This is a genomic window from Variovorax boronicumulans (genome assembly GCF_040544675.1).
In the GTDB taxonomy this organism is placed as follows: Bacteria; Pseudomonadota; Gammaproteobacteria; order Burkholderiales; family Burkholderiaceae_C; genus Variovorax; species Variovorax boronicumulans_D.
On sequence record NZ_JBEPKK010000005.1, the window covers coordinates 179,608 to 202,710 of the forward strand.

The 23,103-nt window shown below is 67.5% G+C and carries 20 protein-coding genes; 13 read left to right on the plus strand and 7 right to left on the minus strand.

Annotation, left to right across the window (positions count from 1 at the left end):
- The first annotated feature begins 2 nt into the window (after positions 1 to 2).
- From ABIC90_RS11495 to ABIC90_RS11505, 3 genes are read left to right on the plus strand one after another with little or no spacing between them, the layout of a single operon-like run.
- On the plus strand, positions 3 to 779 hold the full coding sequence (locus ABIC90_RS11495; protein ID WP_354354243.1) for a F0F1 ATP synthase subunit delta: 777 nt from the start codon (positions 3 to 5) through the stop codon (positions 777 to 779).
- Complete coding sequence (locus ABIC90_RS11500; RefSeq protein ID WP_436318198.1) at positions 758 to 2,413, plus strand: alternate F1F0 ATPase, F1 subunit alpha; 1,656 nt, start codon at positions 758 to 760, stop codon at positions 2,411 to 2,413. Before ABIC90_RS11495 ends, ABIC90_RS11500 begins: the two co-directional genes overlap by 22 nt.
- Positions 2,413 to 3,327, plus strand: coding sequence for a F0F1 ATP synthase subunit gamma (locus ABIC90_RS11505; protein ID WP_354354244.1), 915 nt, complete (start codon positions 2,413 to 2,415; stop codon positions 3,325 to 3,327). Before ABIC90_RS11500 ends, ABIC90_RS11505 begins: the two co-directional genes overlap by 1 nt.
- Positions 3,328 to 3,367: 40 nt before the next feature.
- Here ABIC90_RS11505 and ABIC90_RS11510 read toward each other — a convergent pair whose 3' ends face one another.
- Both ABIC90_RS11510 and ABIC90_RS11515 read right to left on the minus strand, forming a co-directional pair.
- Entirely contained in the window at positions 3,368 to 3,550 is a 183-nt protein-coding gene (locus ABIC90_RS11510; protein ID WP_354354245.1) for a hypothetical protein, read from the minus strand.
- A gap of 106 nt (positions 3,551 to 3,656) precedes the next feature.
- Positions 3,657 to 4,118 carry a hypothetical protein gene (locus ABIC90_RS11515; RefSeq protein WP_354354246.1) on the minus strand — a complete coding sequence of 154 codons (462 nt, stop codon included), beginning with the start codon at positions 4,116 to 4,118 and terminating at the stop codon, positions 3,657 to 3,659.
- A gap of 177 nt (positions 4,119 to 4,295) precedes the next feature.
- Between ABIC90_RS11515 and ABIC90_RS11520 the strand changes: the two genes are divergently transcribed.
- The 4 genes from ABIC90_RS11520 (at position 4,296) to ABIC90_RS11535 (ending at position 7,177) form a co-directional block, all read left to right on the plus strand.
- Positions 4,296 to 4,472 (plus strand): hypothetical protein, encoded by a 177-nt coding sequence (locus ABIC90_RS11520; RefSeq protein WP_354354247.1) that lies wholly within the window; start codon positions 4,296 to 4,298, stop codon positions 4,470 to 4,472.
- A gap of 112 nt (positions 4,473 to 4,584) precedes the next feature.
- Positions 4,585 to 6,015 carry a cytochrome ubiquinol oxidase subunit I gene (locus tag ABIC90_RS11525; protein ID WP_354354248.1) on the plus strand — a complete coding sequence of 477 codons (1,431 nt, stop codon included), beginning with the start codon at positions 4,585 to 4,587 and terminating at the stop codon, positions 6,013 to 6,015.
- On the plus strand, positions 6,012 to 7,016 hold the full coding sequence (cydB, locus tag ABIC90_RS11530; protein ID WP_354354249.1) for a cytochrome d ubiquinol oxidase subunit II: 1,005 nt from the start codon (positions 6,012 to 6,014) through the stop codon (positions 7,014 to 7,016). The genes ABIC90_RS11525 and cydB overlap by 4 nt, the downstream gene beginning before the upstream one ends.
- Entirely contained in the window at positions 7,013 to 7,177 is a 165-nt protein-coding gene (locus ABIC90_RS11535) for a DUF2474 family protein (RefSeq protein ID WP_354354250.1), read from the plus strand. The genes cydB and ABIC90_RS11535 overlap by 4 nt, the downstream gene beginning before the upstream one ends.
- Positions 7,178 to 7,260: 83 nt before the next feature.
- Here ABIC90_RS11535 and ssb read toward each other — a convergent pair whose 3' ends face one another.
- Positions 7,261 to 7,824, minus strand: a complete 564-nt coding sequence (ssb, locus tag ABIC90_RS11540) for a single-stranded DNA-binding protein (RefSeq protein ID WP_354354251.1) — start codon at positions 7,822 to 7,824, stop codon at positions 7,261 to 7,263.
- A gap of 151 nt (positions 7,825 to 7,975) precedes the next feature.
- Here ssb and uvrA point away from each other — a divergent pair, with 151 nt between their 5' ends.
- Positions 7,976 to 11,110, plus strand: a complete 3,135-nt coding sequence (gene uvrA / locus ABIC90_RS11545) for an excinuclease ABC subunit UvrA (protein WP_436318199.1) — start codon at positions 7,976 to 7,978, stop codon at positions 11,108 to 11,110.
- Between the two features lie 52 nt (positions 11,111 to 11,162).
- Here the strand turns inward: uvrA and ABIC90_RS11550 are convergent, their stop codons facing one another.
- A complete protein-coding gene (locus tag ABIC90_RS11550; RefSeq protein ID WP_354354436.1) occupies positions 11,163 to 13,139 on the minus strand; it encodes a DEAD/DEAH box helicase in 1,977 nt (658 codons plus the stop codon).
- Between ABIC90_RS11550 and ABIC90_RS11555 the strand changes: the two genes are divergently transcribed.
- Positions 13,138 to 14,031: a DMT family transporter gene (locus ABIC90_RS11555; RefSeq protein WP_354354253.1), complete on the plus strand. Its 894-nt coding sequence runs from the start codon at positions 13,138 to 13,140 to the stop codon at positions 14,029 to 14,031. The two genes, ABIC90_RS11550 and ABIC90_RS11555, sit on opposite strands and share 2 nt — an antisense overlap.
- Positions 14,032 to 14,221: 190 nt before the next feature.
- Here ABIC90_RS11555 and ABIC90_RS11560 read toward each other — a convergent pair whose 3' ends face one another.
- From ABIC90_RS11560 to ABIC90_RS11570, 3 genes are read right to left on the minus strand one after another with little or no spacing between them, the layout of a single operon-like run.
- Positions 14,222 to 14,962, minus strand: coding sequence for a GntR family transcriptional regulator (locus ABIC90_RS11560; RefSeq protein WP_436318204.1), 741 nt, complete (start codon positions 14,960 to 14,962; stop codon positions 14,222 to 14,224).
- A 20-nt stretch (positions 14,963 to 14,982) separates the two neighbouring features.
- Entirely contained in the window at positions 14,983 to 16,746 is a 1,764-nt protein-coding gene (locus ABIC90_RS11565) for a glycerol-3-phosphate dehydrogenase/oxidase (RefSeq protein WP_354354255.1), read from the minus strand.
- Positions 16,743 to 18,302: an FGGY family carbohydrate kinase gene (locus ABIC90_RS11570; RefSeq protein WP_354354256.1), complete on the minus strand. Its 1,560-nt coding sequence runs from the start codon at positions 18,300 to 18,302 to the stop codon at positions 16,743 to 16,745. The genes ABIC90_RS11565 and ABIC90_RS11570 overlap by 4 nt, the downstream gene beginning before the upstream one ends.
- Positions 18,303 to 18,481: 179 nt before the next feature.
- Between ABIC90_RS11570 and ABIC90_RS11575 the strand changes: the two genes are divergently transcribed.
- From ABIC90_RS11575 to ABIC90_RS11590, 4 genes are read left to right on the plus strand one after another with little or no spacing between them, the layout of a single operon-like run.
- Entirely contained in the window at positions 18,482 to 19,528 is a 1,047-nt protein-coding gene (locus ABIC90_RS11575) for a substrate-binding domain-containing protein (RefSeq protein WP_354354257.1), read from the plus strand.
- Positions 19,525 to 21,045 (plus strand): sugar ABC transporter ATP-binding protein, encoded by a 1,521-nt coding sequence (locus ABIC90_RS11580; protein ID WP_354354258.1) that lies wholly within the window; start codon positions 19,525 to 19,527, stop codon positions 21,043 to 21,045. Before ABIC90_RS11575 ends, ABIC90_RS11580 begins: the two co-directional genes overlap by 4 nt.
- A complete protein-coding gene (locus tag ABIC90_RS11585; RefSeq protein ID WP_354354259.1) occupies positions 21,042 to 22,076 on the plus strand; it encodes an ABC transporter permease in 1,035 nt (344 codons plus the stop codon). The genes ABIC90_RS11580 and ABIC90_RS11585 overlap by 4 nt, the downstream gene beginning before the upstream one ends.
- Before the next feature lie 11 nt (positions 22,077 to 22,087).
- Positions 22,088 to 23,068, plus strand: coding sequence for an aldo/keto reductase (locus ABIC90_RS11590; protein WP_354354437.1), 981 nt, complete (start codon positions 22,088 to 22,090; stop codon positions 23,066 to 23,068).
- Positions 23,069 to 23,103 lie beyond the last annotated feature (35 nt).

Genomic DNA, 23,103 nt, shown 5'->3' on the forward strand with positions numbered 1-23,103 from the left:
CCGTGCCCATCGACTGGTTCACCGTCGGGGCGCAGCTGCTGAACTTCATCATCCTGGTGTGGCTGATGAAGCGCTTCCTCTACCAGCCGGTGCTGGACGCCATCGCGGCCAGGGAGCGGAAGATCGCAGCCGAGCTGGCGGATGCTGCCGACACCCAGGCCCGGGCTCACCGGCAGCAGGACGAGTTCCAGAAGAAGAACCGGGTTTTCGACGAACAGCGCGCAGCCCTGATGCACGAGGCCAGGGATGCCGCCAAGGCCGAGCGCGAGCGCCTGCAGCTCGAAGCCCGCGAGGCGGTCGATGCGGCAAGCGCTCAGCGCGCGAGATCGCTGCTGAACGAGACGCAGCAGTTGCACGCCGAGATCGCCCGCCGCACGCAGGACCAGGTGTTCGACATCTCGCGCAGGGTGCTGGGCGACCTTGCATCGGTCGGGCTGGAGCAGCAGGCTTGCGAGGTCTTCATCCGGCACCTGCGCGCCCTCGACGGCGCGGCGCTCCTCACGCTCGGCCGGGCGCTCGAGGCGGTGTCCGAGGCCCGGCCGGCCTTGCTGCGCAGCGCCTTCGAGCTGCCCGCGGCGCAGCACGCGGCGATCCGGGCCGCCCTGGACGAAACCTTCGGCCAGCCGATTGCGCTGGCGTTCCAGACCGCGCCCGAGCTGGTCGGCGGCATCGAGCTGAGTGCGCAGGGCCAGAAGCTGGCCTGGAGCATTTCGCACTACCTGGACGCCCTCTCCTCCCCAGGACTGGAAGAACGGCTGTGCGCGGCGAAGCCCTCGTGACGGCCGCCAAGCCGGGGGCGGCGGCGGCATCGCTGCAAGGTGCGGTGCGGGATGCATTCGACGGCATGGCAGAGCGCCTGCAAGCCTTCAGGCCGCAACTGCTGCCGCGCGAAGTCGGCACGGTCGCCAGCGTCTTCACAGGCATCGCACGGGTTCACGGCTTGCCTGGCGTGGGCTTCGAGGAGTTGCTGCTCTTTCCGGGCGGGTTGTCGGGAATCGCCTTCAACCTGGACGAAGACGGTGTCGATGTCGTGCTGCTGGGCGACCACGCCCCACTGCAGGCCGGCCAGGAAGTGCAGCGCACCGGCCGTGTGATGGACGTGGCCGTGGGCGACGCCTTGCTGGGGCGCGTGATCGACCCGCTGGGCCGGCCGCTGGACGGCCTGGGGCGCGTGGCGGCGAGCGAGCGCCTGCCCATCGAGCGGCCGGCACCAGCCATCATGGACCGCGCGCCCGTGACCGAACCGCTGCAGACCGGCCTGAAGGTCATCGATGCGCTGATTCCCATCGGCCGCGGCCAGCGCGAACTGATCCTGGGCGACCGCCAGACGGGCAAGACGTCGATCGCCATCGACGCCATCTTCAACCAGCGCGACACCGGCGTGCTGTGCGTCTACTGCGCCATCGGCCAGCGCGCGTCCGCTGTGGCCAAGGCGGTGGCCAGGCTGCGCGAGAAGGGCGCGCTGGCCTACACCGTGGTGGTGGTGGCCGAGGGCAACGACGCGCCGGGCCTGGCCTATATCGCACCGTATGCCGCCACCAGCATCGCCGAGCATTTCATGGAGTCGGGCCGCGACGTGCTGATCGTCTACGACGACCTCACCCACCACGCGCGTGCCTATCGCGAACTGTCGCTGCTGCTGCGTCGCCCGCCGGGGCGCGAGGCTTTTCCGGGCGACATCTTCTACATCCATTCGCGCATGCTGGAGCGCGCGACCCATCTGAATGGCGAGCGCGGAGGCGGCTCGATGACCGCCCTGCCCATCATCGAGACCGAAGCCCAGAACATCTCGGCCTACATCCCGACCAACCTCATCTCCATCACCGACGGGCAGATCGTGCTGTCGCCGTCGCTGTTCGCGCTGGGCGTGCTGCCTGCCGTCGATGTGGGTCCCTCGGTCTCGCGGGTGGGCGGCAAGGCGCAGCGCGCGGCCTACCGTGCGGTCGCCAGCGACCTCAAGCTGGCCTACGCGCAGTTCGAGGAACTCGAAACGTTCGCGCGCTTCGGAGCGCGGCTCGACGACGCCACGCGGCAATCCATTGCGCATGGCCGGCGCATCCGCGCCTGCCTGGGCCAGCCTGAGCTGTCGCCGATGTCGGTGCCGGCACAGATCGCCATCCTGCTGGCGCTGAATGCGGCACTGTTCGACGGCGTGCCGCTGGACCGCATGGCCGAAGCCCAGCGGGCCGTGGAGGACGCCGCCCAGGCGGTGCCCGACGAGTTGGGCGCGCGACTGGCGGGTGTGCAGGCGCTGACGGACGCAGACCGCGAACAGATCACCGAAGCCGCGCGCCAGGCGATCGCAACGTTTCTGGCAGACCAGGAGCCGGGCTCGATTGCGCACGCGGCCGAGCCCGATCGTGAGAAGGCGTCCGGCCCGCCCTTGCCGGGGGCGGCTCCCGCACAGCGCTGATGGCCACGACCACGACAGCCTTGCGCCGAAAGATCGGCAGCGCAGGCGACCTCAAATCCGTGGTGCGCACGATGAAGGCCTCTGCGGCGTCGGCCATCGGCCAGTACGAAAGGTCGGTGGCCGCCCTGTCCGACTACGCGCGCACGGTCGAACTCGGGCTGGGCGTCTGCCTGCGTTCGACCGCTCAGGACGGTTTGTCTGCCGGCATTCCACCGGGGCCTGCCGACGACACCGCGGCGCACGCCGTCGTGTTCGGTTCCGACCAGGGGCTGGTGGGCCGGTTCAACGAGCGTGTGGTCGAGCATGCGATGGGGCACCTGAAAGCCTTGCCTGCGAACGCGCAGGTCTGGGCTGTGGGCGAGCGTGTGCAGGAACGGCTGCTCGACGCGGGCCTGCCGCCGGTGGGTTCGTTTGCCGTTCCGGGTTCGGTCGAACTGATCACGCGGCTCGTCGGGCAGATCCTCATGGCGGTTCAGGCGCCGGACGGCGAACGTACCGGCCAGGCGCAGCGCCAGACGCTGATGCTTTTCTACAACCGGCCGACCGGCTCAGGCTATGCGCCCGTGAGCCAGCGCCTGCTGCCACTGGATGAGCACTGGCGGCGCGAGTTGGCCGGCCGGCCCTGGCCCACCGCACGACGGCCGGAAGTGCTGGGAACAGGCCCGCAGGCGCTGCTGGCCTTCATCCGGGAGCACCTGTTCGTTTCACTGTTTCGCGCGAGCGCCGAGTCCCTTGCCAGCGAGAACGCAAGCCGGCTTGCCGCCATGCAACGCGCCGATCGCAACATCGGCGAGTTGCTCGCGGAGCTCCGCGCGCAGTTTCATCGCACCCGCCAGAGCGGCATCGACGAGGAGCTGTTCGACGTCGTCGCCGGCTTCGACGCGATGTCGCCTCAGGTGGCGACGCGCGGATGAGCGCAGCACATCGCGCTGAACAGCACGCCGCTCCCTTTCATCATGTAGCGCTGCCGGCGCTGTGCTGCAGAAGCTTTCTTTCGAGCTGGAGCTCCAGCGCCTCGACCATGCTGTAGGCCTCGAGGTACTTTTCCTCAGGGCCCGCGATGCGCCAGGCGTCGCGCTTTTCTTCTTCCTGGGTGATGCGCAGTTCGAGTGCGGCGATGTCGTTTTTCAGTGTCATTGGAAATGGTCTCGTGCGGATCGGCCTCCACGATGCGCCTCAAAGCAAAGCGCGTCCGTTCGTTGGCGTACCGAGCCGTCTCGCGACCGGCGTCGCGGCCGCGGCGTCAGCGAAAGACTCTGTAGAAGGGAGACGCCGCCTTGCCCCAACGCAGCTTGCCCTTTGCCAGCCTTGTCGGGTGAAGCGATTCGCCGAAACCCGCGATTCCACGCACCACGGCGGCATTCGAATCGTCGAGACCGGATTCCAGCTTCTGCCGCCGCATCTGCTCCGCACCCAGCGCGAAGTGAAGAAGATCGAGGTCGTTCGCGCATTCGATCACCACGTCCCGGGTCCGGCTTGCGCTTGTGCCCGGCGCAGCGGCCGACCGCAACCGGGCAGTCAACGCGGTCAAGAGACTGTCCCAGTCATCGATCCCGTCGTGTGCCGCGCGGTCTGGCATCGGGACCAGCGAAAGCAGCTGCGGCGCTTGCTTGGCCGGGGGCGTGCGCGCTCCTGCTTCCTGGGCGCGCATCGGGAGTTCATGCGAGATGAACTGAGGAAAACCGGTGGAGGGCGAATAGATCATGTGGAGCTCGGGTGCGGGTTGCAGGGGCGTGGGCGATGTCGTCGGTTGTACGGGTCCTCTTGCAAACCGTCTGTTCGCCGCCCCACCCATGCGCAAAAACCATCGCAGCTTTGAAGCGCGGCAGCGCACAAAGCGAGCACTGCATGCCTCGCAGTCTCAACGCGGGCATGGACGGCCATGGATGGCCATGACAGCAAGGCCGGCCGCATCGTGCCGGCGCACTGCCAATCTGGCAGAAAACTGCCACTTGTGGCGCAACTGCGCGCTCCCGAACTGGCAGTGCAGCGCAGGCAGCAGCCCAACCCATTGAATTTGCTGGTGTTTTTTCAAGACCGCCCGCTGCACGCGTCTTGAGCCGCCGTTGCTGTGTGTGTCGCCGCACAGACCCCGAAGGCGAGCGCTCCCAGACTGACAAGAAGTCGCGCACCGGGCTTCACCGGGCCCGACCGACACAAGGATTCCCACGATGTTCGATCTCCCCGAAGCGCTGCTCCTGGCGCGCATCCAGTTTGCCTTCACGGTGAGCTTCCACTTCCTGTTCCCGGCCATCACGATCGGGCTGGCCAGCTACCTCGCGGTGCTCGAAGGGCTGTGGCTGAAGACCGGGCGCGAGCACTACATGGACCTGTTCCGCTACTGGATCAAGATCTTTGCGCTGGTGTTCGGCATGGGCGTGGTCTCGGGCATCGTCATGTCCTACCAGTTCGGCACCAACTGGGCCGTGTTCTCCGACAAGGCCGGCCCGATCATCGGCCCGCTGATGGCCTACGAGGTGTTGACCGCCTTTTTCCTGGAGGCCGGCTTCCTGGGCGTGATGCTGTTCGGCATGAACCGCGTGGGCAAGCGCCTGCACTTCACCGCCACGCTGATGGTGGCGCTGGGCACCTTCGTCTCGGCGTTCTGGATCCTCTCGGTCAACAGCTGGATGCACACGCCGACCGGCTACGCGATGAACGCCGACGGCCAGTTCATTTCGGCGGGCAGCTGGCTGGCCATCATCTTCAACCCGAGCTTTCCGTACCGGCTGGCGCACACGCTGTCGGCGGCCTACCTGACCACGGCCTTCATCGTGGGCGGGGTGGGCGCCTGGCACCTGCTGAAGGACCGCGGCAACCCCCGCGCGCGGCTGATGTTCTCGATGGCGATGTGGATGGCGGCCATCGTCGCGCCGATGCAGATCGTGCTGGGCGACCTGCACGGCCTCAACACGCTGGAACACCAGCCGGTGAAGGTGATGGCCATGGAAGGCCACTACCAGAGCCATCCGCAGGGCGCACCGCTGATCCTGTTCGGCATTCCGAACAGCGCCGAGAACCGCGTGGACTACGCGATCCAGATTCCCAAGGCCTCGTCGCTCATCCTCAAACACGACCTGAACGCGCCGCTGGCGGGGCTGGACACCGTGCCCGAAGCCGACCGGCCGCCCGTGGGCATCGTGTTCTGGGCCTTCCGCATCATGGTCGGGCTGGGTTTCCTGATGGCGGCGCTGGGCGCCGCGAGCCTGCTGGCGCGCGCCCGCGGCAAGCTCTACGAATGGAAGTGGCTGCACCGGTTCGCGCTGGCGATGGGGCCATCGGGGCTGATGGCGGTGCTGGCGGGCTGGATCACCACCGAAGTGGGCCGCCAACCCTGGACCATCCATGGCCTGATGCGCACGGCCGATGCCGCGTCGCCGCTGGCCGCGCCGGCGGTGGCGGCGTCGTTGCTGGCGTTCGTGGTCGTGTACTTCGCCGTCTTCGGCGCGGGCGTGATCTACATCCTGAAGCTGATGGCCAAGCCGCCGGCGCTGCACGAGCCCGAGCCGCCCCACATGCCCGAGCGCGCCGCCGGCACCACGCCCGCGGCGGCGCTACGGCCCGACGCACTGGCCGGCAACCCAGTGAGGACCGGACCATGAACTTCGACCTCACCGTCATCTGGGCCTTCATCATCGTGCTGGCCGTGTTCATTTATGTAGTGCTCGACGGCTTCGACCTGGGCATCGGCATCCTCTTTCGCCGCTTTCCGGTGGGCCACGACCGCGACACCGCGATGAACAGCATCGCGCCGGTGTGGGACGGCAACGAGACCTGGCTGGTGATGGGCGGCGGCGGGCTGCTGGCGGCGTTTCCCCTGGCCTACGGGCTGATCTTCTCGGCGTTGTACGCACCCATCGTCGCGATGCTGCTGGCGCTCGTCTTTCGCGGCGTGGCCTTCGAGTTCCGATGGCGCGACCCCGCCCACCGCGGCTTCTGGGACCTGGCCTTCAGCGGCGGCTCGCTGCTGGCGGCGCTCTCGCAAGGCGTGGTGCTGGGCGCGCTGCTGCAAGGCGTGGCGGTGAAGGACCGTGCCTATGCCGGCGGCTGGTGGGACTGGCTGACCCCGTTCACGCTGATCACCGCCGTGAGCGTCGCCATCGCCTACGCCCTGCTGGGCGCCACCTGGCTGGTGATGAAGACCGAGGGTCGCCTGCAACAGCAGGCCCGCGCCATGGCGTGGTGGCTGGGCGGCGGCGCGCTGGCCGCCATCGTGGCCGTGAGTGCGGCCACGCCCTTCCTCAGCGCCGCGTACTTCGACAACTGGTTGCGCTGGCCGGCCATGCTGGCGGTGGCGCCGGTTCCCGTGCTGGTGGCGCTGGCCAGCTATGCCTTCGTGCGCAGCATGAAGGCGGGCCGCGAGGTGGCGCCCTTCCTGCTGACGCTGGGCATCTTCGCGCTGTGCTTCGTGGGGCTGGGCATCAGCGTGTTTCCCGATGTGGTGCCGGGCGCCGTCACCATCTGGGCGGCCGCCACCGACCGCAGCAGCCAGGTCTTCATGCTGTGGGGCACGGCGCTGGTGCTGCCGATGATCCTGGGCTACACGGCCTGGTCGTACTGGGTGTTTCGCGGCAAGGTCGGCGCGGACGGGTACCACGCATGAAGCGGCGCCTGCTTCGCTGGCCGGCCATCGCGACGCCGCGGCCCGGCGCACCGCTGCCACCGCTCAGGGCCCGGCTGATCTGGATGCTCGGCATCTGGGCCGCCAGCATCGCCGTGCTGCTGCTCGTGGCGGTGCTGTTGCGGATGGTGTTGAAGGTTTAGTCGCTCATGCCCGGTTGCTGCGCCAGTCCCGTCCCGAAGGATGGTGGGCTTGACCGCTCAAGGCACCGAGAACGTCTTTTTACTTAGAACGGAATGTCATCGTCCATGTCGTCGAAGCCCGACGACGACTTGGCCGGGGCCTGGCGCGGCGCGGCCGAGGGTGCGCGGGGAGCCGCTGCTGCAGCCGGGGCGCGGGGGGCGTAGCCGCCACCACCACCACCACCGTTGCCGCCCTGCGAGTAGCCACCGCCCCCGCCGCCTTGTGAGTAGCCGCCGTCGTCCTCGGGACCGCCCGACGGGCCGCCCTGGCCCTGACGGCTGCCCAGCATCTGCATCTGGTCGGCGCGGATTTCGGTGGTGTATTTCTCGATGCCGTCCTTGTCGGTCCACTTGCGCGTGCGCAGCGAGCCTTCGACATACACCTGCGAGCCCTTGCGCAGGTACTGGCCGGCGATTTCGGCCAGGCGGCCGTTGAAGACGATGCGGTGCCATTCGGTGGCTTCGCGCATTTCGCCGCTTTGCTTGTCTTTCCAGCGATCGGTGGTGGCCACTGTGACGTTGGCGACCTGGTCGCCGCTCGGGAAGGTACGCATTTCCGGGTCGCGCCCCAGATTGCCGACGACGATGACTTTGTTGACCGATGCCATATGCACTGCCCCTGATAAGTAGATGAAGGAGGAGGAAAAGAACCGGAGATTGTGCCCGATGCCGGCTGGCCGGGCGCCACCGCCCGGGTTGCGAAGCCCCGCGCGGCAAGGCGGCCGATGAACCGGCCTCAACCCGCCCGCTCGCCATGAAATGCCGCTCGGACTATCATGTCCGGTTGCCCTCGGACGATCGCCCCCTTTGAATTCCAAAGCCATTGAAGACACCGCCGCCGCCGAGGAAAGCGCCCGCGACGCGGAACTCGAACGCAATACCTACCTGGGCGCCTTGCTGGCGCAGGAGCGCATCAGCATCCGCGGTGCGCGCACCCACAACCTGAAGAACGTCGATCTCGACATCCCGCGCAACAAGCTGGTCGTCATTACCGGCCTGTCGGGCTCGGGCAAGTCGAGCCTGGCCTTCGACACGCTGTATGCCGAAGGGCAGCGGCGCTATGTGGAGAGCCTGTCGGCCTATGCGCGGCAGTTTTTGCAGCTCATGGACAAGCCCGACGTCGACGTGATCGAGGGCCTGTCGCCCGCGATCAGCATCGAGCAGAAGGCCACCAGCCACAACCCGCGCTCCACCGTGGGCACGGTGACCGAGATCCACGACTACCTGCGCCTGCTGTACGCCCGCGCCGGCACACCGTTCTGCCCCGACCACCACCTGCCGCTGCAGGCGCAGACGGTCTCGCAGATGGTGGACGCCACGCTGGCCATCCCCGGCGAGCCGCGCCTGATGATCCTGGCGCCCGTGGCAAGAGAGAAGAAAGGCGAGTTCCTCGAGCTCTTCGCCGAGATGCAGGCCGCGGGCTACGTGCGCTTCCGCGTCGACGGCGAGACCTACGAATACAACGACCTGCCCAAGCTCAAGAAGACCGAGAAGCACGACATCGACGTGGTCATCGACCGCCTGCGCGCCCGCCCCGACATGCAGCAGCGCCTGGCCGAGAGCTTCGAGGCCGCGTTGCGCCTGGCGGAAGGCCGTGCGATTGCGCTGGAGCTCGGCGCCGAGGGTGCGGCCGACAAGGAGCACCTGTTCAACGCCAAGTTCGCCTGCCCGATCTGCCACTACTCGCTCTCGGAGCTGGAGCCGCGCCTTTTCTCGTTCAATTCGCCCGTGGGCGCGTGCCCGAGCTGCGACGGCCTCGGCCACCGCGAGGTGTTCGATCCGGCGCGCGTGGTGGCCTTTCCGTCGCTGTCGATCGCCAGCGGCGCCATCAAGGGTTGGGACCGCCGCAACGGCTACTACTTCAGCATGATCGAGAGCGTCGCGAAGCACTACAAGTTCGACGTCGACGCGCCCTTCGAATCGCTGCCCGCCTCGGTGCAGCAGGTGCTGCTGAACGGCTCGGCCGCCGAAGAGATCAAGTTCAACTACACCATGGAGTCGGGCAACTTCGCGGGCAAGAAGCTCACGAAGAAGCATCCCTTCGAGGGGATCATCCCCAACATGACGCGGCGCTACCGCGAAACCGACTCGGTGCTGGTGCGCGAAGACCTCGCGCGCTTTCGCAACCTGCAGCCCTGCCCCGACTGCGGCGGCTCGCGCCTGCGGCGCGAGGCGCGCAACGTGTTCCTGGTCGACGAGTCGGCCCGCCCGGCCGATGGCGGCGAGCCTCCGCGCATGGCGATCTTCGAACTGAGCCACCTCACCTTGCGCGACTCGCTCGCCTGGTTCCAGACGCTCAAGCTGCGCGGCGCCAAGGCCGACATTGCCGACAAGGTGGTGCGCGAGATCGGGCTGCGCCTGAAATTCCTCAACGACGTGGGCCTCAACTACCTGAGCCTGGACCGCAGCGCCGAGACGCTCTCGGGTGGCGAGGCGCAGCGCATCCGGCTCGCGTCGCAGATCGGCTCGGGCCTCACCGGCGTGATGTACGTGCTCGACGAACCCAGCATCGGCCTGCACCAGCGCGACAACGACCGGCTGATCAGCACCTTGAAGCACCTGCGCGACATCGGCAACAGCGTGATCGTGGTCGAGCATGACGAGGACATGATCCATGCCGCCGACCATGTGATCGACATGGGCCCCGGCGCCGGCGTGCACGGCGGCCGCGTGATGGCGCAGGGCACCTATGCCGAGGTGGCGGCCAACCCCGAGTCGCTCACGGGCCAGTACCTCTCGGGCGTGCGCAAGATCGAGGTGCCCAGGCACCGCACCGCCTGGCTGCCGGTGGTCAAGAAGCCCGCCTTCAACGAAGGCAAGAAGGCCTCGCGCTTTGCGCCCAGCCCTGCGGCCGAACGGCGCGCCGCGCGCGAAGCGGCGCACATCGCCTCGCAAAGCGATCTGCAGGAAATTCGCGTGGTCGGCGCCACCGGCAACAACCTGAAGAACGTGAGCGTCGCCTTCCCGGTCGGCCTGCTCACCTGCGTGACGGGTGTGTCAGGCTCGGGCAAATCGACGCTGGTGAACGACACGCTCTACACCGCGGTGGCGCGCACGCTCTACCGCGCGCACGAAGAACCGGCCGAGCACGAATCGGTCGAGGGCATCGAGTATTTCGACAAGGTCATCAACGTCGACCAGAGCCCCATCGGCCGCACGCCGCGCAGCAACCCGGCCACCTACACGGGCCTGTTCACGCCGATCCGCGAGCTCATGGCCGAAACCAACACCGCGCGCGAACGCGGCTACGGCCCGGGCCGCTTCAGCTTCAACGTGGCCGGCGGCCGCTGCGAGGCCTGCCAGGGCGACGGCGTGGTGAAGGTCGAGATGCACTTCCTGCCCGACGTGTACGTGCCCTGCGAGGTCTGCCACGGCCAGCGCTACAACCGCGAGACGCTGGAGGTTCTGTACAAGGGCAAGAACATCGCGCAGATCCTGGAGATGACGGTGGAGACCGCGCACGAGTTCCTGAAGGCCGTGCCGACCATCGAGCGCAAGCTGCGCACGCTGCTGGACGTGGGCCTCAGCTACATCAAGCTCGGCCAGTCGGCCACCACGCTCTCGGGCGGCGAGGCGCAGCGCGTGAAGCTTGCGCTGGAACTGAGCAAGCGCGACACCGGCCGCACGCTCTACATCCTGGACGAACCGACCACCGGCCTGCACTTCGCCGACATCGAGCTGCTGCTGAAGGTGCTGCACCAGCTGCGCGACGCGGGCAACACCATCGTCGTGATCGAGCACAACCTCGATGTGATCAAGACCGCCGACTGGTTGATCGACATGGGCCCCGAAGGCGGCGCGGGTGGCGGCACGGTGGTGGGTGAAGGCACGCCGGAAGACATTGCGGCGAATGAGGCCAGCCACACGGGGCGGTATCTCAAGCGTTTGCTCTGAAACGAGCCGACGTCCACCACGTCAACTCGCCGCCAGCTTCAGAAGCGCTGGCTCAGGCTGTCCCGAACCGCTGCGCCACGGCCTCCAACGAGTTCTGCACTCGCCTCACCATCGGCGAAGTGCCGGCAGCAGACAGCACCAGTTCGTGGGTTGCGCGTGTCATGCCCACGTACAGCAGCCGCACCTCTTCGTCCATTGGCTCGCTCGCGAGAGGCATTGCGTCGAGCCCGGCCACAACGACCATCGGAAACTCCAAACCCTTGGCACTGTGTAAGGTCAGCAACTTGACGCTCGGGCGCGTCCAGTCGAAAGCTTGGAAATCGGGCGCATTCATGGATTGGAAAGCGATCCCCTGGCGCTGGAGCGCGAGACCCACGAGATCCATGTGCCGCCTGATGCGACACAGCACTGCAACTTCATCCAGCGCCCGGCCTGACGCTATCGCCTGCGCGATGCGTTCGACCACCCACTCAGCCTCTTCGCGCGCATTCCCGGCCAGCAGCAACACCGGGGTCGGTCCCCGCCGTCCCGCCGTGACTGGCAATACCGACTGCATCGCCTCCTCGGTTTCTGCGCGATCGGCCAGCAAAGTCTGCGCGCAATGCATCGCCAGCATCAGCACTTCGGCGGTATTCCGGTAGTTCAGCTTGAGGATGCTGGTGCGCCCTTGCGCCTGAATGCCCACGCTCGCAAAGTTGAACTTGCGACGCTTCTTCTGGTAGATGGACTGTGCGTCGTCGTACAGCACCAGCAGCGAGTTCGTGGCCGGCGTGACCATGCGCGCCGCCAACTCCAGCCACGCATCCTCGAAGTCGTGCGCCTCGTCGATCAACAACGCTGTGTACTGCCCGCCGGGCACCAGTCCGCTCGCTACAGATCGGCTCACGGTCTCAGCCAGCGCTTCGTAGTACGCGCTCCCTTTCAGGCCTCGGGGTACATCCAGTTGGTACGCCTTGACCAACTCCTGACACCAACTGTGAAAGGTTCGGATCACCACGCGCTCGTCTACGCCACGCTGGCGCAACTGGCCTTCGATACGCTGCGACAGGGCACGGTTGTAGCAAAGCACGAGGATCGGCCGATCTGGCTGCGCCGCTGCGGCCAACTGCTGCGCGCGGAATACCAAGATCATGGTCTTTCCCGAACCGGCCGAACCATGAATAACCCGGTGCCCCTCGCCCAGCGTCCGCGCCACCTGCTCCTGCTGCAAATCCATGACCTGCATCAAGTCAGGCAGCACGAACGCAGGCGACACATCGCCGTCTTCCAACAAAGAAGCCTGATGCTGCACCCGAATCTCCGGGAACAGGTGCCATCGGATGCGGTCGCGTTGCGGTAGCGATAAGGTGTGCGGATAGGTCACGGTGAACATGCCCCATAACTTGCTTTGGAATGAAGCCTCGTCAACCGACTCGTCGAGGTCGTCGCGCAGCAGGACCTGATGCGCCGGAAACGGTCCATGAAAGTCCGGCCCGGCCACGTCTTTCTGCGCAAGGCCCGAAAACACGGCACCCCATCCGTAGGGAAACAGCAACTTGCCGCGAAATGGCCCCTCGCCGTGCACCAGCAGCGGGTCCTTCGCCATCAAGTCCACCAACTCCATCGCATAGTCACGCGCCTGCCGCAGCGGATTGGCCTCGGTGATCACGCCGCGCTCGGTTCTAAGTTCGACGCTGTCGCGGTTCGCATTCACCAATGTCGAGCGCTTCCAATGCTTCACCTCCAGGATGAGGATTCCCTGTCTCGGACTCAAGATCACGAAATCAGGCTGCCGCGCCCGCGGGCCCAGGGGCACGTTATGCCAGACCATGTAATCGTCGGACAAGCAGCGTTTGAGTTGGTGTAGTACAGCGCGCTCACCCGCATTGGCACAGCGCTTGTCAATGTTGGAGAGCCCCTGAGCAAATATGGCCATAGTGCGCGAGCATACAAAGCCTTCCTGGCTCCTGCGGCGGCTGTGCTCGCAATCCAGCTCACTTGACCGGCGCCCATGCACGAATGCGTGGGCCACGCCACAATCGCGGCCCATGCCTTCATTCACCCCACGCCAGTTCGTCCTGCTCGTTCTCCTGACCCTCGCATGGGGCTTCAACTGGCCGGTGATGAAGCTGGGCGTGGCCGACTATCCACCGCTCACCTTCCGCGCGATCTCGATCTGGCTGGGCCTGCCGGTGCTGGGCCTGGCGCTGGTGTGGATGAAGGTGCCGTTCCGCGTGCCGCGCAGCGCGTGGCCCGAGCTGGTGTGGCTGGGGGCGACCAACATGTTCGTCTGGCACGCCTGCATCATCCTGGCGGTGAAGGCGCTGTCGGGCGGGCGCGCGGCGATCCTGGGGTACACGATGCCGGTGTTCTCGGCGGTGATCGGCGCGCTGCTGTTCTCTGCCGTGCTCACGCGGCGTTCATGGATCGGCGTGGGTGCTTGCGCAGTCGGCGTGGGCCTCTTGCTGTGGCACGAGCTCACGGACCTCGCGGGGCGCCCCGGCTATGTGGCCCTGGCGCTGGTGGCCGCGGCGACATGGGCGCTGGGCACGCAGCTGTTGCGCCACACGCGCATCGGCCTGCCGACGCTCACGCTCTCGTTCTGGATGACGGCGATGACGGCCGTCGTGATGACGGTGCTTTCGCTGCTGTTCGAGCGCACCCAGTGGCGCTGGCCCGGTCCGGTGACCTGGGGATCGATCCTCTACAACGCGGTGCTGATCTTCGGCTTCGCGCACGCCGCGTGGTTCTATCTCGCGCGCGGCCTGCCGCCGGTGGCCTCGACGCTGAGCGTGATGTTCATCCCCGTGCTCGGCGTGTTCAGCGGCGCCGTGTGGCTCGGCGAGGTCGTGCACTGGCAGGACTGGGTCGCGGTCGCGCTGATGATGGTGGCCATCGCCTCCGTGCTCTGGCCTTCGCGCAGCGCCGCCGCCAAGGCCTGAACCCGTACTCGTGATCGGCAACGGCCGTTCGGGCTGAGCTTGTCGAAGCCTGCGCCAACACTTCGACAAGCTCAGTGCGAACGGATTGTTCTCGCGCCAGGTTTTCGATGCCCCGCACCCGTTCGGGCTGAGCCTGTCGAAGCCTGGACCGGCACTTCGACAGGCTCAGTGCGAACGGGACAAAACCCGCTCAGGTCGTCGTCTGCACGTGCAGGCGGCTTTCCTTGCAACGGTGCAACGCGCGGTAGTGCTCCAGCGGCCGTCCGTTCGCGCCGTAGGCGATCGATTCGATGCGCAACAGCGGCTCGGGCTGCGGCAGGTCGAGCAGCTTGCAGGTTTCGGCATCGGGCAGCACCGCATCGATCCAGCGTTCGGCGCGCACCAGGCGCAGGCCGTACTGGCGGCGCAGCACGTCGTAGAGCGAGCGGTCGTCCAGGCGCGTGCGGTGCAGCCCGGGCGCGAGGTCCGCGGGCACCACCGTCTCGACCAGAAGGCGCAGTTCGCCGTCAACGCTGCGAAGACGCTTGAGCGCCACCACCTGTGCATCGGGCTCGGTCAGCCCCAGCGCCGCGGCCTCCTGCTCGGTGGGCGCGCGAAGTTCCTGCGTGAGGATCTGCGTGCGCACCGAGCGGCCCTTGCGCTCCATCTCGTCGGAGAAGCCGAGCACGGTGGAGACGAAATCCTCGTCGCGCTCGCGCGCCGACACGAAGGCGCCGCGGCCCTTGATCTTGTAGATGAGGTTGTTGCGCACCAGGTCGGCCAGCGCTTCGCGCACCACGATGCGCGAGATGCCGAACTGGTCGCCCAGCTCCGCTTCGGACGGCAGCTTGGCGCCGATGGGCAACACGCCCTGCAGGATCTGCAGGCGGATCGCATCGCGGAACTGGGCCCACAGCGGGGACTCGGAGTTGCGGTCGAGCACGGTCGACATGTCGTTGGAACTGTTCACTTTCAGGACTGGCCGAGGGCGGAGCCGGCCATCAATGATGCATCGAAAGAAGGCTGCAGGTCGGGCGCCACGGCGTGCAGTCGCACGTTGTGGCGCTCGCGCAGGGCGGTGGCGCAGGCGCTCAGTTCCTCGTGTGCGCGCGTCGCGTCCCAGCCCAGCGCCTCGGCGGCAACGTCTGCGATTTCGGCGAGCGCCGCATCGGTGACGAGGCCGCGAATGGCCAGCAGCGTGCGGCGGATCACCAGATCGTCCAGGTGGACCACGCCGGTTTCCAGGCAAAGGTACGAGAGCTCCGCCGCGGAGTAGTCGGGCGCGTGTTGCAGCGGCACGTCGCCCGATGCCGCAAGCCGCTGCGCGAGCGGCAGCGCCTTCGAGCCGTAGCGACCCAGCAGCGTCCGGGCGCGCGCGCGGTCCATGCCGGATGCGGCCGTCATCTTCTCGACGAAGCGCTCGGCGGCCGCCGCATCGGCGGGCAGATCGGCACCGCCGCCGATGGGCAGCAGTTCGGTCGATGCGGTGCGCGAACGCCCCAGCTGCCGCAGCACCTCGGTGGTCGCCTCTTCGGCGAGCGAGCGGAAGGTGGTCCACTTGCCGCCGACGAGGCCGACGATGGGAATGTCGCGCGTCGCGTTCGGCGGATCGACGACCACCGAATGGTCGCGCGAAATCTGGCCCGGCTTGTCCGCATCCGAGCGCGCGAGCGGCCGCACGCCCACGTAGGTGTAGACCACGTGGTCGCGGCCGAAGGCCATGTTGGGGAACACCTCGCGCAGCACGTCGATGAGGTAGTCGACCTCGGCGGGCTCGGTGACGATCTGGTCCGGGTCTTCGACCGGGATGTCGGTGGAGCCCACGAGCACGCGGTCGAGGAAGGGGTAGACGATGCACACCCGCCCGTCCACCGCTTCGAAATACGCCATGCGGCCATCGAGCGCATCGCGCAGCGCGGGATGGTCGAGCACCAGGTGCGAGCCCTTGGTGCCCATCACGCGCGGGCCGGCGCCACCGAGCACGGCCGCGCTGCGGTCCAGCCAGGCGCCGGTGGCGTTCACCACGGTGTCGGCGGTCACGCGCACCAGCGCGCCGGTGATTTCGTCGCGCAGCGTGAGGATGTTGCCGGCGCAGCCCGTCACGCGGCAGTAGTTGGCGGCGGCCGAGCGCGGCTGGTCGCGGCAGGCGTCGCCGATGAGTTCGAGGATGAGCCATTCGGGATGGCTGATCCATGCATCGAAGAAGGTGGCGGTCCAGCGGATCGCCGCGCGGAACAGCTTGCGGTCATTGGCGGGCACGCGGCTGATGCGGTGCCCGGGCATCACGCGCTGGCGGCGGCCCAGGATGTCGTAGAGCCGCAGGCCCAGGGCCACTGCCAGGAGGCCGCGCGTGCGCTGCGGCGGCGTGCGGCCGAAGAACTTGAGCGCGCTGCTCATGAGGCCGCCGAAGAAGTTCGCGAGCGGCACCACCGTCTTGAGCGGGCGCACCAGGTGCGGTGCGTTGCGCAGCAGCAGGTTGCGCTCGCGCGTGGCTTCGGCCACCAGCGAGAAGCTGCCGCTCTCCAGGTAGCGCAGGCCGCCGTGGATCATGCGCGAGGGCGCGCTGCTGGCGCCCGCGCCGAAGTCGCCCTTGTCGACGATGAGGCAATCGACGCGCTGCAATGAAAGATCGCGGAACACGCCCACGCCGTTGATGCCGGCGCCGACGATCACGGTCGAAAAGTGGCGGCCCGCGAGCGACGCCGGACGCACGAAAGGAAGTTGCCAGGCACTCATGGCGAAACCTCCGCGCTGCGCGCTGCGGTGCCAGCGCCTTCGGGCGGCCGTGCGGCGCTTCGCGCGCCGCCTGCGATGTGGGTGAATACAGGTGACATGCTGTCGATCAGTTCGTTGAAATCGGCGTTGAAGTCCGCATGGGCGCTCGCGCCGCGTGGGTAGGGTTCGATGGTTTCGCAGGGTGCGAGCAGCGCACTGCCCTCGGCCGCCTGGAGGTCCGCATCCACCAGGCCCTGCGACATGCCGGCGTAGAGCGCGGCGCCGCGTGCGCCGGTTTCGTCGTCGGCACAGCGCTCCACCGGGCGGCCCAGAAACGAGGCCAGCAAGCGCACCAGGCGCGCATCGCTCGCACCGCCGCCGAGCACCGTCGACGCGGTCACCGCGAGGCCGCCTGCCGCAAGGCGCGCGGTATGGCGCGCATGCAGCGCCGCCACGGCATCGACCACGGCGCGCGCCATGTCCGCGCGGGTGTGATGGCTCTTGAAGCCCACGAAGCCCGCCGTGACGCCACCGCCGCCGTTGATGAAGGGCACGAAGCGCAGGCCGTTGGCACCCAGCGGCACCGTCATGGCCAGGTCGACCACCGCGCGCGCATCTGGCAGCGCGAGCACGCCGGCCAGCCACGCGATGTTGGCCATCGAAGAGGGGCTGTTCTCCATGTAGAGCCGCTCGTTCGTGCGGCCGAAATTCACGATGGCGGCCACCTCGGGCTTGGGCGCGATCACCGGGCCGATGACCGCGTTGACGCACCAGGTGCCGAAGACCTGAACCGCACGGCCGCGGCCTTCGGCGCAGATGGCGGTCATCGAGGCAAGCAGGTCGATGGCGCCCATCGCGACCGGAATGCCCGCAGGCAGCCCGCACAGCGCCGCTTCGGAGGGCTGCAGCTTTCCGATGGCGGTGCCGCTGGGCACGATGGGCCCGAAGGCGCGCGCGCCCAGGTCCGCGATGCCCGATGCATCGAAGGCGATCTGCGACCAGCCGCCGGTGGCAAGCGACACCAGCCCGGCGGTGCTGGCGTCGCTGGCGTCGGTGGCGATCTCGCCGGTGAGCAGAAAGCCCAGGTAGTCCTTGGCGAACAGCAGGCGGCGCAGCTCGCCGCGCTGCACAGCGTCGGCGCCCAACAGTTCGGCGGCGATCACGGTGGGCTGGCCGGGCCAGGGGCGGCAGCCCACGTCCTCGAACAAGCGCGCGCCGTGGCTGGCCGACAGCGCGCGGGCACCGGCATCGGCGCGCTGGTCGGTGGAGGCGACGGCGCGGCCGCCGACCAGCGCGTTGTTCGCATCCAGCGCGTAGAGGCCGGCGCCGTGGCCGGTGCAGGCCATGGCGCGGACCTCGGCCGCGCGCGGCCCGAGCTGGTGGGCCACGTCGCGCAGCACGTGGGTGAGCGCGGCGCGGATCGCGGCGGCGCCGACTTCGCAGCCGCCGCCGGACAGCCGCTGGTGCGGCAAGGGCATGCGGGACAGGGCGGCGACGCGGCCGCTTCCGGCGTCGAGGGCCAGCGCTTTCAGGCTGCTCGATCCCATGTCGACGCCGATCAGTAGGTTAGGCTTCATGTCATAACAGCTTCGGCGGAATAAAAGCACATCGCCAGTAGCGTTTCCCCTAGTTATCGAGACAAACACGCCGGGATTACATTCTAGCCTGTCATAACAACTGATGTGACACCGAGGTCCCAAAGATCTGCGTCCAACGCAGGTCGAAAGCTCTGCCAGTCAACGTGAGGAGACAAAGAATGAGGCGTAATTTCCTGAAGTCCGCGGCCGCTGCCGGTATCGGCCTGGCCGGCGCAAGCGCGTTCGCGCAACAACAAGCAGCAGCCCCCGCGGCAGGCGCCGGCCTGCGCGGCAATGCCAGCGACGTCTACGTGATGAACGTGATGGTGTCCGGCGTGGAGTACTGGTTTCCGGTCTACGAAATGATGAAGCAGCTCGGCCGCACGCTGGGCGTGAAGACGCGCTACACCGGCACGCCGGAGTACGACGTGAACAAGCAGCTCGCGTCCTTCGAACAGGAACTGGCGCGCAAGCCCGCGGGCATCCTGCTGCATCCGATGAACCCCGATCCGTTCATCGAGCCGATCAACCGCGCCGCGGCGATGGGCATCCCGGTCGTCACCTTCGCGGCCGATTCGCCCAACTCCAAGCGCACCTCCTTCATCACCTCGGACAACGACCGCGAAGGCACGCAGGCCGCCGACGCCATCGCCGCGTCGCTCAACGGCAAGGGCGAATACGCCGTGCTGGAGAACCCGGGCCAGGACAACCACGACCGCCGCATCGCCGCCTTCGTGAACCGCATGAAGGCCAAGCACCCGGGCATGAAGCTGGTCGGCCGCGCCGCCAGCAACCAGGACCCGAACAAGGCCTACCAGGCGGTGCTGAGCCTGGCGCAGGCCAACCCGAACCTGGGTGCGCTCTTCATGCCCGAGGCCAACTCGGCGCTGGGCGCGGCGCAGGCCAAGGTCGAGAGCAAGAAGAACATCAAGGTGATGTGCTGTGACGTCAACGCCAAGATCCTGGACATGATCAAGTCGGGCGACGTGTTCGGCTCCATCAACCCCAACCAGGGCATGCAGGGCTACATGGGCATGATGATGTTGTTCCTGGCCAAGAACCCTTCGCTCATCGACCCGATGAACGACGCCAAGCGCAACGGCACGAACCCGATGTCGGTGCCCTTCCTGGACAACGGCCTGGCCGTGGTGAGCAAGGCCAACGCCGACGACTTCTACTGGGACAAGTACCTCGCGCGCCGTGGCACCAAGGGAATCGGCGAATGAGCGCCTTGCTCGAACTGCGCGGCATCAGCAAGCGCTTCGGCGCTTCGCGCGCGCTCTCGGGCGTGGACTTCTCGCTGCAGGCGGGCGAGATCCACGCCCTGTGTGGCGAGAACGGCGCGGGAAAGTCGACGTTGATGAACATCATCGACGGCATCCATCGCCCCGACGAGGGCGACATTCTTCTCAACGGCCAGAAGGTCGTCATCGACGGCCCGGCGCACGCGATGCGCCTGGGCATCGGACTGGTGCACCAGGAGATCGCGCTGTGCGCCGACGCCACCGTCGCCGAGAACATCTTCATGCCCGAGATCAACGCCGGCAAGGCGGCGTGGATGAACTACGCCGGCTTCAACGCGCGCGCCGCCAAGGTGCTGCAGCGGCTGGGTCAGGACATCGACCCCGGCATGCCGGTGCGCGACCTGAGCATCTCCAGCCAGCAACTGGTGGAGATCGCCAAGGCGCTCACGCTGGACTGCAAGGTGCTGATCCTGGACGAGCCCACAGCCGCGCTGACCGACAACGAGTCGGCGGCGCTGTTCCGCGTGCTGCACGACCTGAAGGCGCAGGGCATCGGCATCATCTATATCAGCCATCGCATGGCAGAGATCTTCACGCACTGCGACCGCGTCACCGTGCTGCGCGACGGGCGCAACGTGCATTGCAGTCCGCTCGCGGGCATGACGCCCGACGAGCTGGTGCGCCGCATGGTCGGGCGCGACCTGGGCAACTACTACCCGCCCAAGCAGGCCGCGTCCTTGACCTTGGAATCGTCGGGGCCGGTGCTCGAAGTGACCGACATCGCCGACGGCGAGCGCGTGCACGGCGTTTCCTTCGCGCTCCAGCGCGGCGAGATCCTCGGCATCGCCGGCCTCATGGGCGCCGGCCGCAGCGAACTCGCCGAAACCATCTGCGGCCTGCGCATCGCCAAGCGAGGCACGGTGCGTTTGAGCGGCAAGGCGCTCACGATCCGCAAGTACAGCGACGCGCTGCGCGCAGGCATCGCCTACCTCAGCGAAGACCGCAAGGCCGCCGGCGTGTTCCTCGACCTGCCGATCGCGCAGAACGTGTCGTCGATGGCGCTGCGCCGCGTGAGCTCCGCATGGGGCCTGTTGCAGCGCTCGGCCGAGCACAAGCTCGCCAGGGAACTGGGCGCCAAGCTCAACCTGAAATCGGACGGCGTCGCCATCGAGGTCTCCAGCCTCTCGGGCGGCAACCAGCAGAAGGTGGCCATCGCCAAGCTGCTGGCCACCAACCCGTCGGTGCTGCTGATGGACGAGCCCACGCGCGGTGTCGACGTGGGCGCGAAATCGGAAATCCACCACATCCTGCGCGAGCTTGCGAACCAGGGCGTGGGCGTGATCGTGATCTCCTCGGAACTGCCGGAAATCATCGGCCTGTGCGACCGCGCACTGGTGATCCGCGACGGCAAGCTCGCGGGCGAGGTCGAAGCCAATGAAATGACGGAAGAGGCCCTGCTGCGGCTGGCTTCCGGACTCTGCGAACAGGAAACAGCATGAACTACCCGGCACAACTCGACGCGGGCCTTCCTCCTCGGAATCCCGGGCATTCTGGACCGTCAGGAGGCGACCCCGTGAAGACCGGCAACAAACTCACCAGCATGCGCGAAGCAGGGCTGCTGCTCATCATTGCGGTGCTGTGCATCGCGATGAGCTTCGCATCGCCCTACTTCCTCACCTGGGACAACGTGCGCGCGATGCTGCTGTCCTTCTCCATCGAAGGCATCGTGGTGGTGGGCATGACGATCCTGCTGATCGTCGGCGGCATCGACCTCTCGGTGGGCTCGGTGGTGTGCTTTGCGATGGTGGTGACGGGCAAGCTCTTCCTGATGGGCGTGGACCCGTGGCTTGCGAGCCTGGTGGCCATCGGCATGTGCGGACTCATCGGCGCGATGATCGGCGGCTGCGTGACGCGCATCGGCCTCAATCACTTCATCGCCTCGCTGGCCTTCATGGTGATCGTGCGGGGGCTGTGCCTGGCGCTCACGCAGGGCACGCCGCAGTCGCTGTTCTCGCTGCCGGCCGAGTTCAAGTTCATCGGCCAGGGCACGCTCTTCGGCGTGCCGGCGGTGATCCTGATCTTCCTGGCGATCGTGGTGGTGAGCGACTTCGTGCTGCGCCGCTCCACGCTCTTGCGCCGCGTGTTCTACACGGGCAGCAACGAGAAGGCCGCGCTGTACTCGGGCATCCGCGTGGGACGCGTGAAGTTCTGGGTCACGGTGCTGTGCTCCGCTTCGGCGGGCCTGGCCGGCGTGATCTACACCGCGCGCTTCGGCGCCGCCACGCCGACCTTCGGCATGGGCATGGAACTGAACGTGATCGCCGCCGCGGTGATCGGCGGCGCGAGCCTCAAGGGCGGCTCGGGCACGGTGCTGGGCGCGGTGCTCGGCCTGGCGCTGCTCTCGGTGGTGACCAGCTCGCTGATCCTGCTGGACGTCTCCCCTTACTGGCAGGACGTGATCAAGGGCCTGATCCTGCTCGCGGCCGTGTCCATCGACCACATCCTGAATACCCGAAAGACAACGCGATGAGCGCACCTGAAATGAAGAAGACCACGCTGGGCCCCTCGGGCATCGAATGCTCGGCCATCGGCCTGGGCACCTGGGCCATGGGCGGATGGATGTGGGGCGGCGGGGACAACGCGGCCGCCGTCATCGCCATCCATGCCTCGCTGGACGCGGGCGTGAGCCTGATCGACACCGCGCCGGCCTACGGCCTCGGCCGCTCCGAAAGCATCGTGGGCACCGCGCTCAAGGGCCGCCGGCAACAAGCGGTGATCGCCACCAAGTGCGGACTGGTGTGGCACACACAACAAGGAACGCACTTCTTCGAAGAAGACGGCCACCCGGTGTACCGCTTCCTCGGGCGCGAGTCGATCTTCCATGAGTGCGAAGAGAGCCTCAAGCGCCTGCAGACCGACTACATCGACCTCTACATCACGCACTGGCAGGACAGCACCACGCCGGTGGCCGAGACCATGGATGCGCTGCTCGACCTGAAGAAGCAGGGAAAGATCCGCGCCATCGGCGTGAGCAATGTGAGCCCCGAGACGCTGGCGGAGTACCTGCGCTACGGCCCGGTCGATGCGGCGCAGGAGCGCTACAGCCTGATCGACCGCGAGATCGAAGCCACGCTCGCGCCGCTGTGCAGCGAGCACAACGTGGCGGTGCTCGGCTACTCGTCGTTGGCGCTGGGCCTGCTCGCCGGCCCCATCGACCCCGAGCGCGAGTTCAAGGGCGACGACCAGCGCGCCACCAACCCGCGCTTCAGCGCGGGCAACCGCGCAACGCTCAAGGCTTTCTTCGAAGAACTCGAGCCCCTGCGCGCAAAGCTGGGCTGCTCGTTCGGCCAGATGATGATCGCGTGGACCGTCGCGCGCGGCACCGTCGCCGTCGCGCTGTGCGGCGCGCGCGTTCGCCAGCAGGCGATCGAGAACGCCGGCGCCGGTGCGGTGGAACTGGGCCAGGAAGCCCTCGGCCTGATCGACGCCGCGGCCAAACGCCACCTCTCGGCGCTCGCCTGACACCTCCCCTCTTTTTTCACGACCCCAACAAGGAG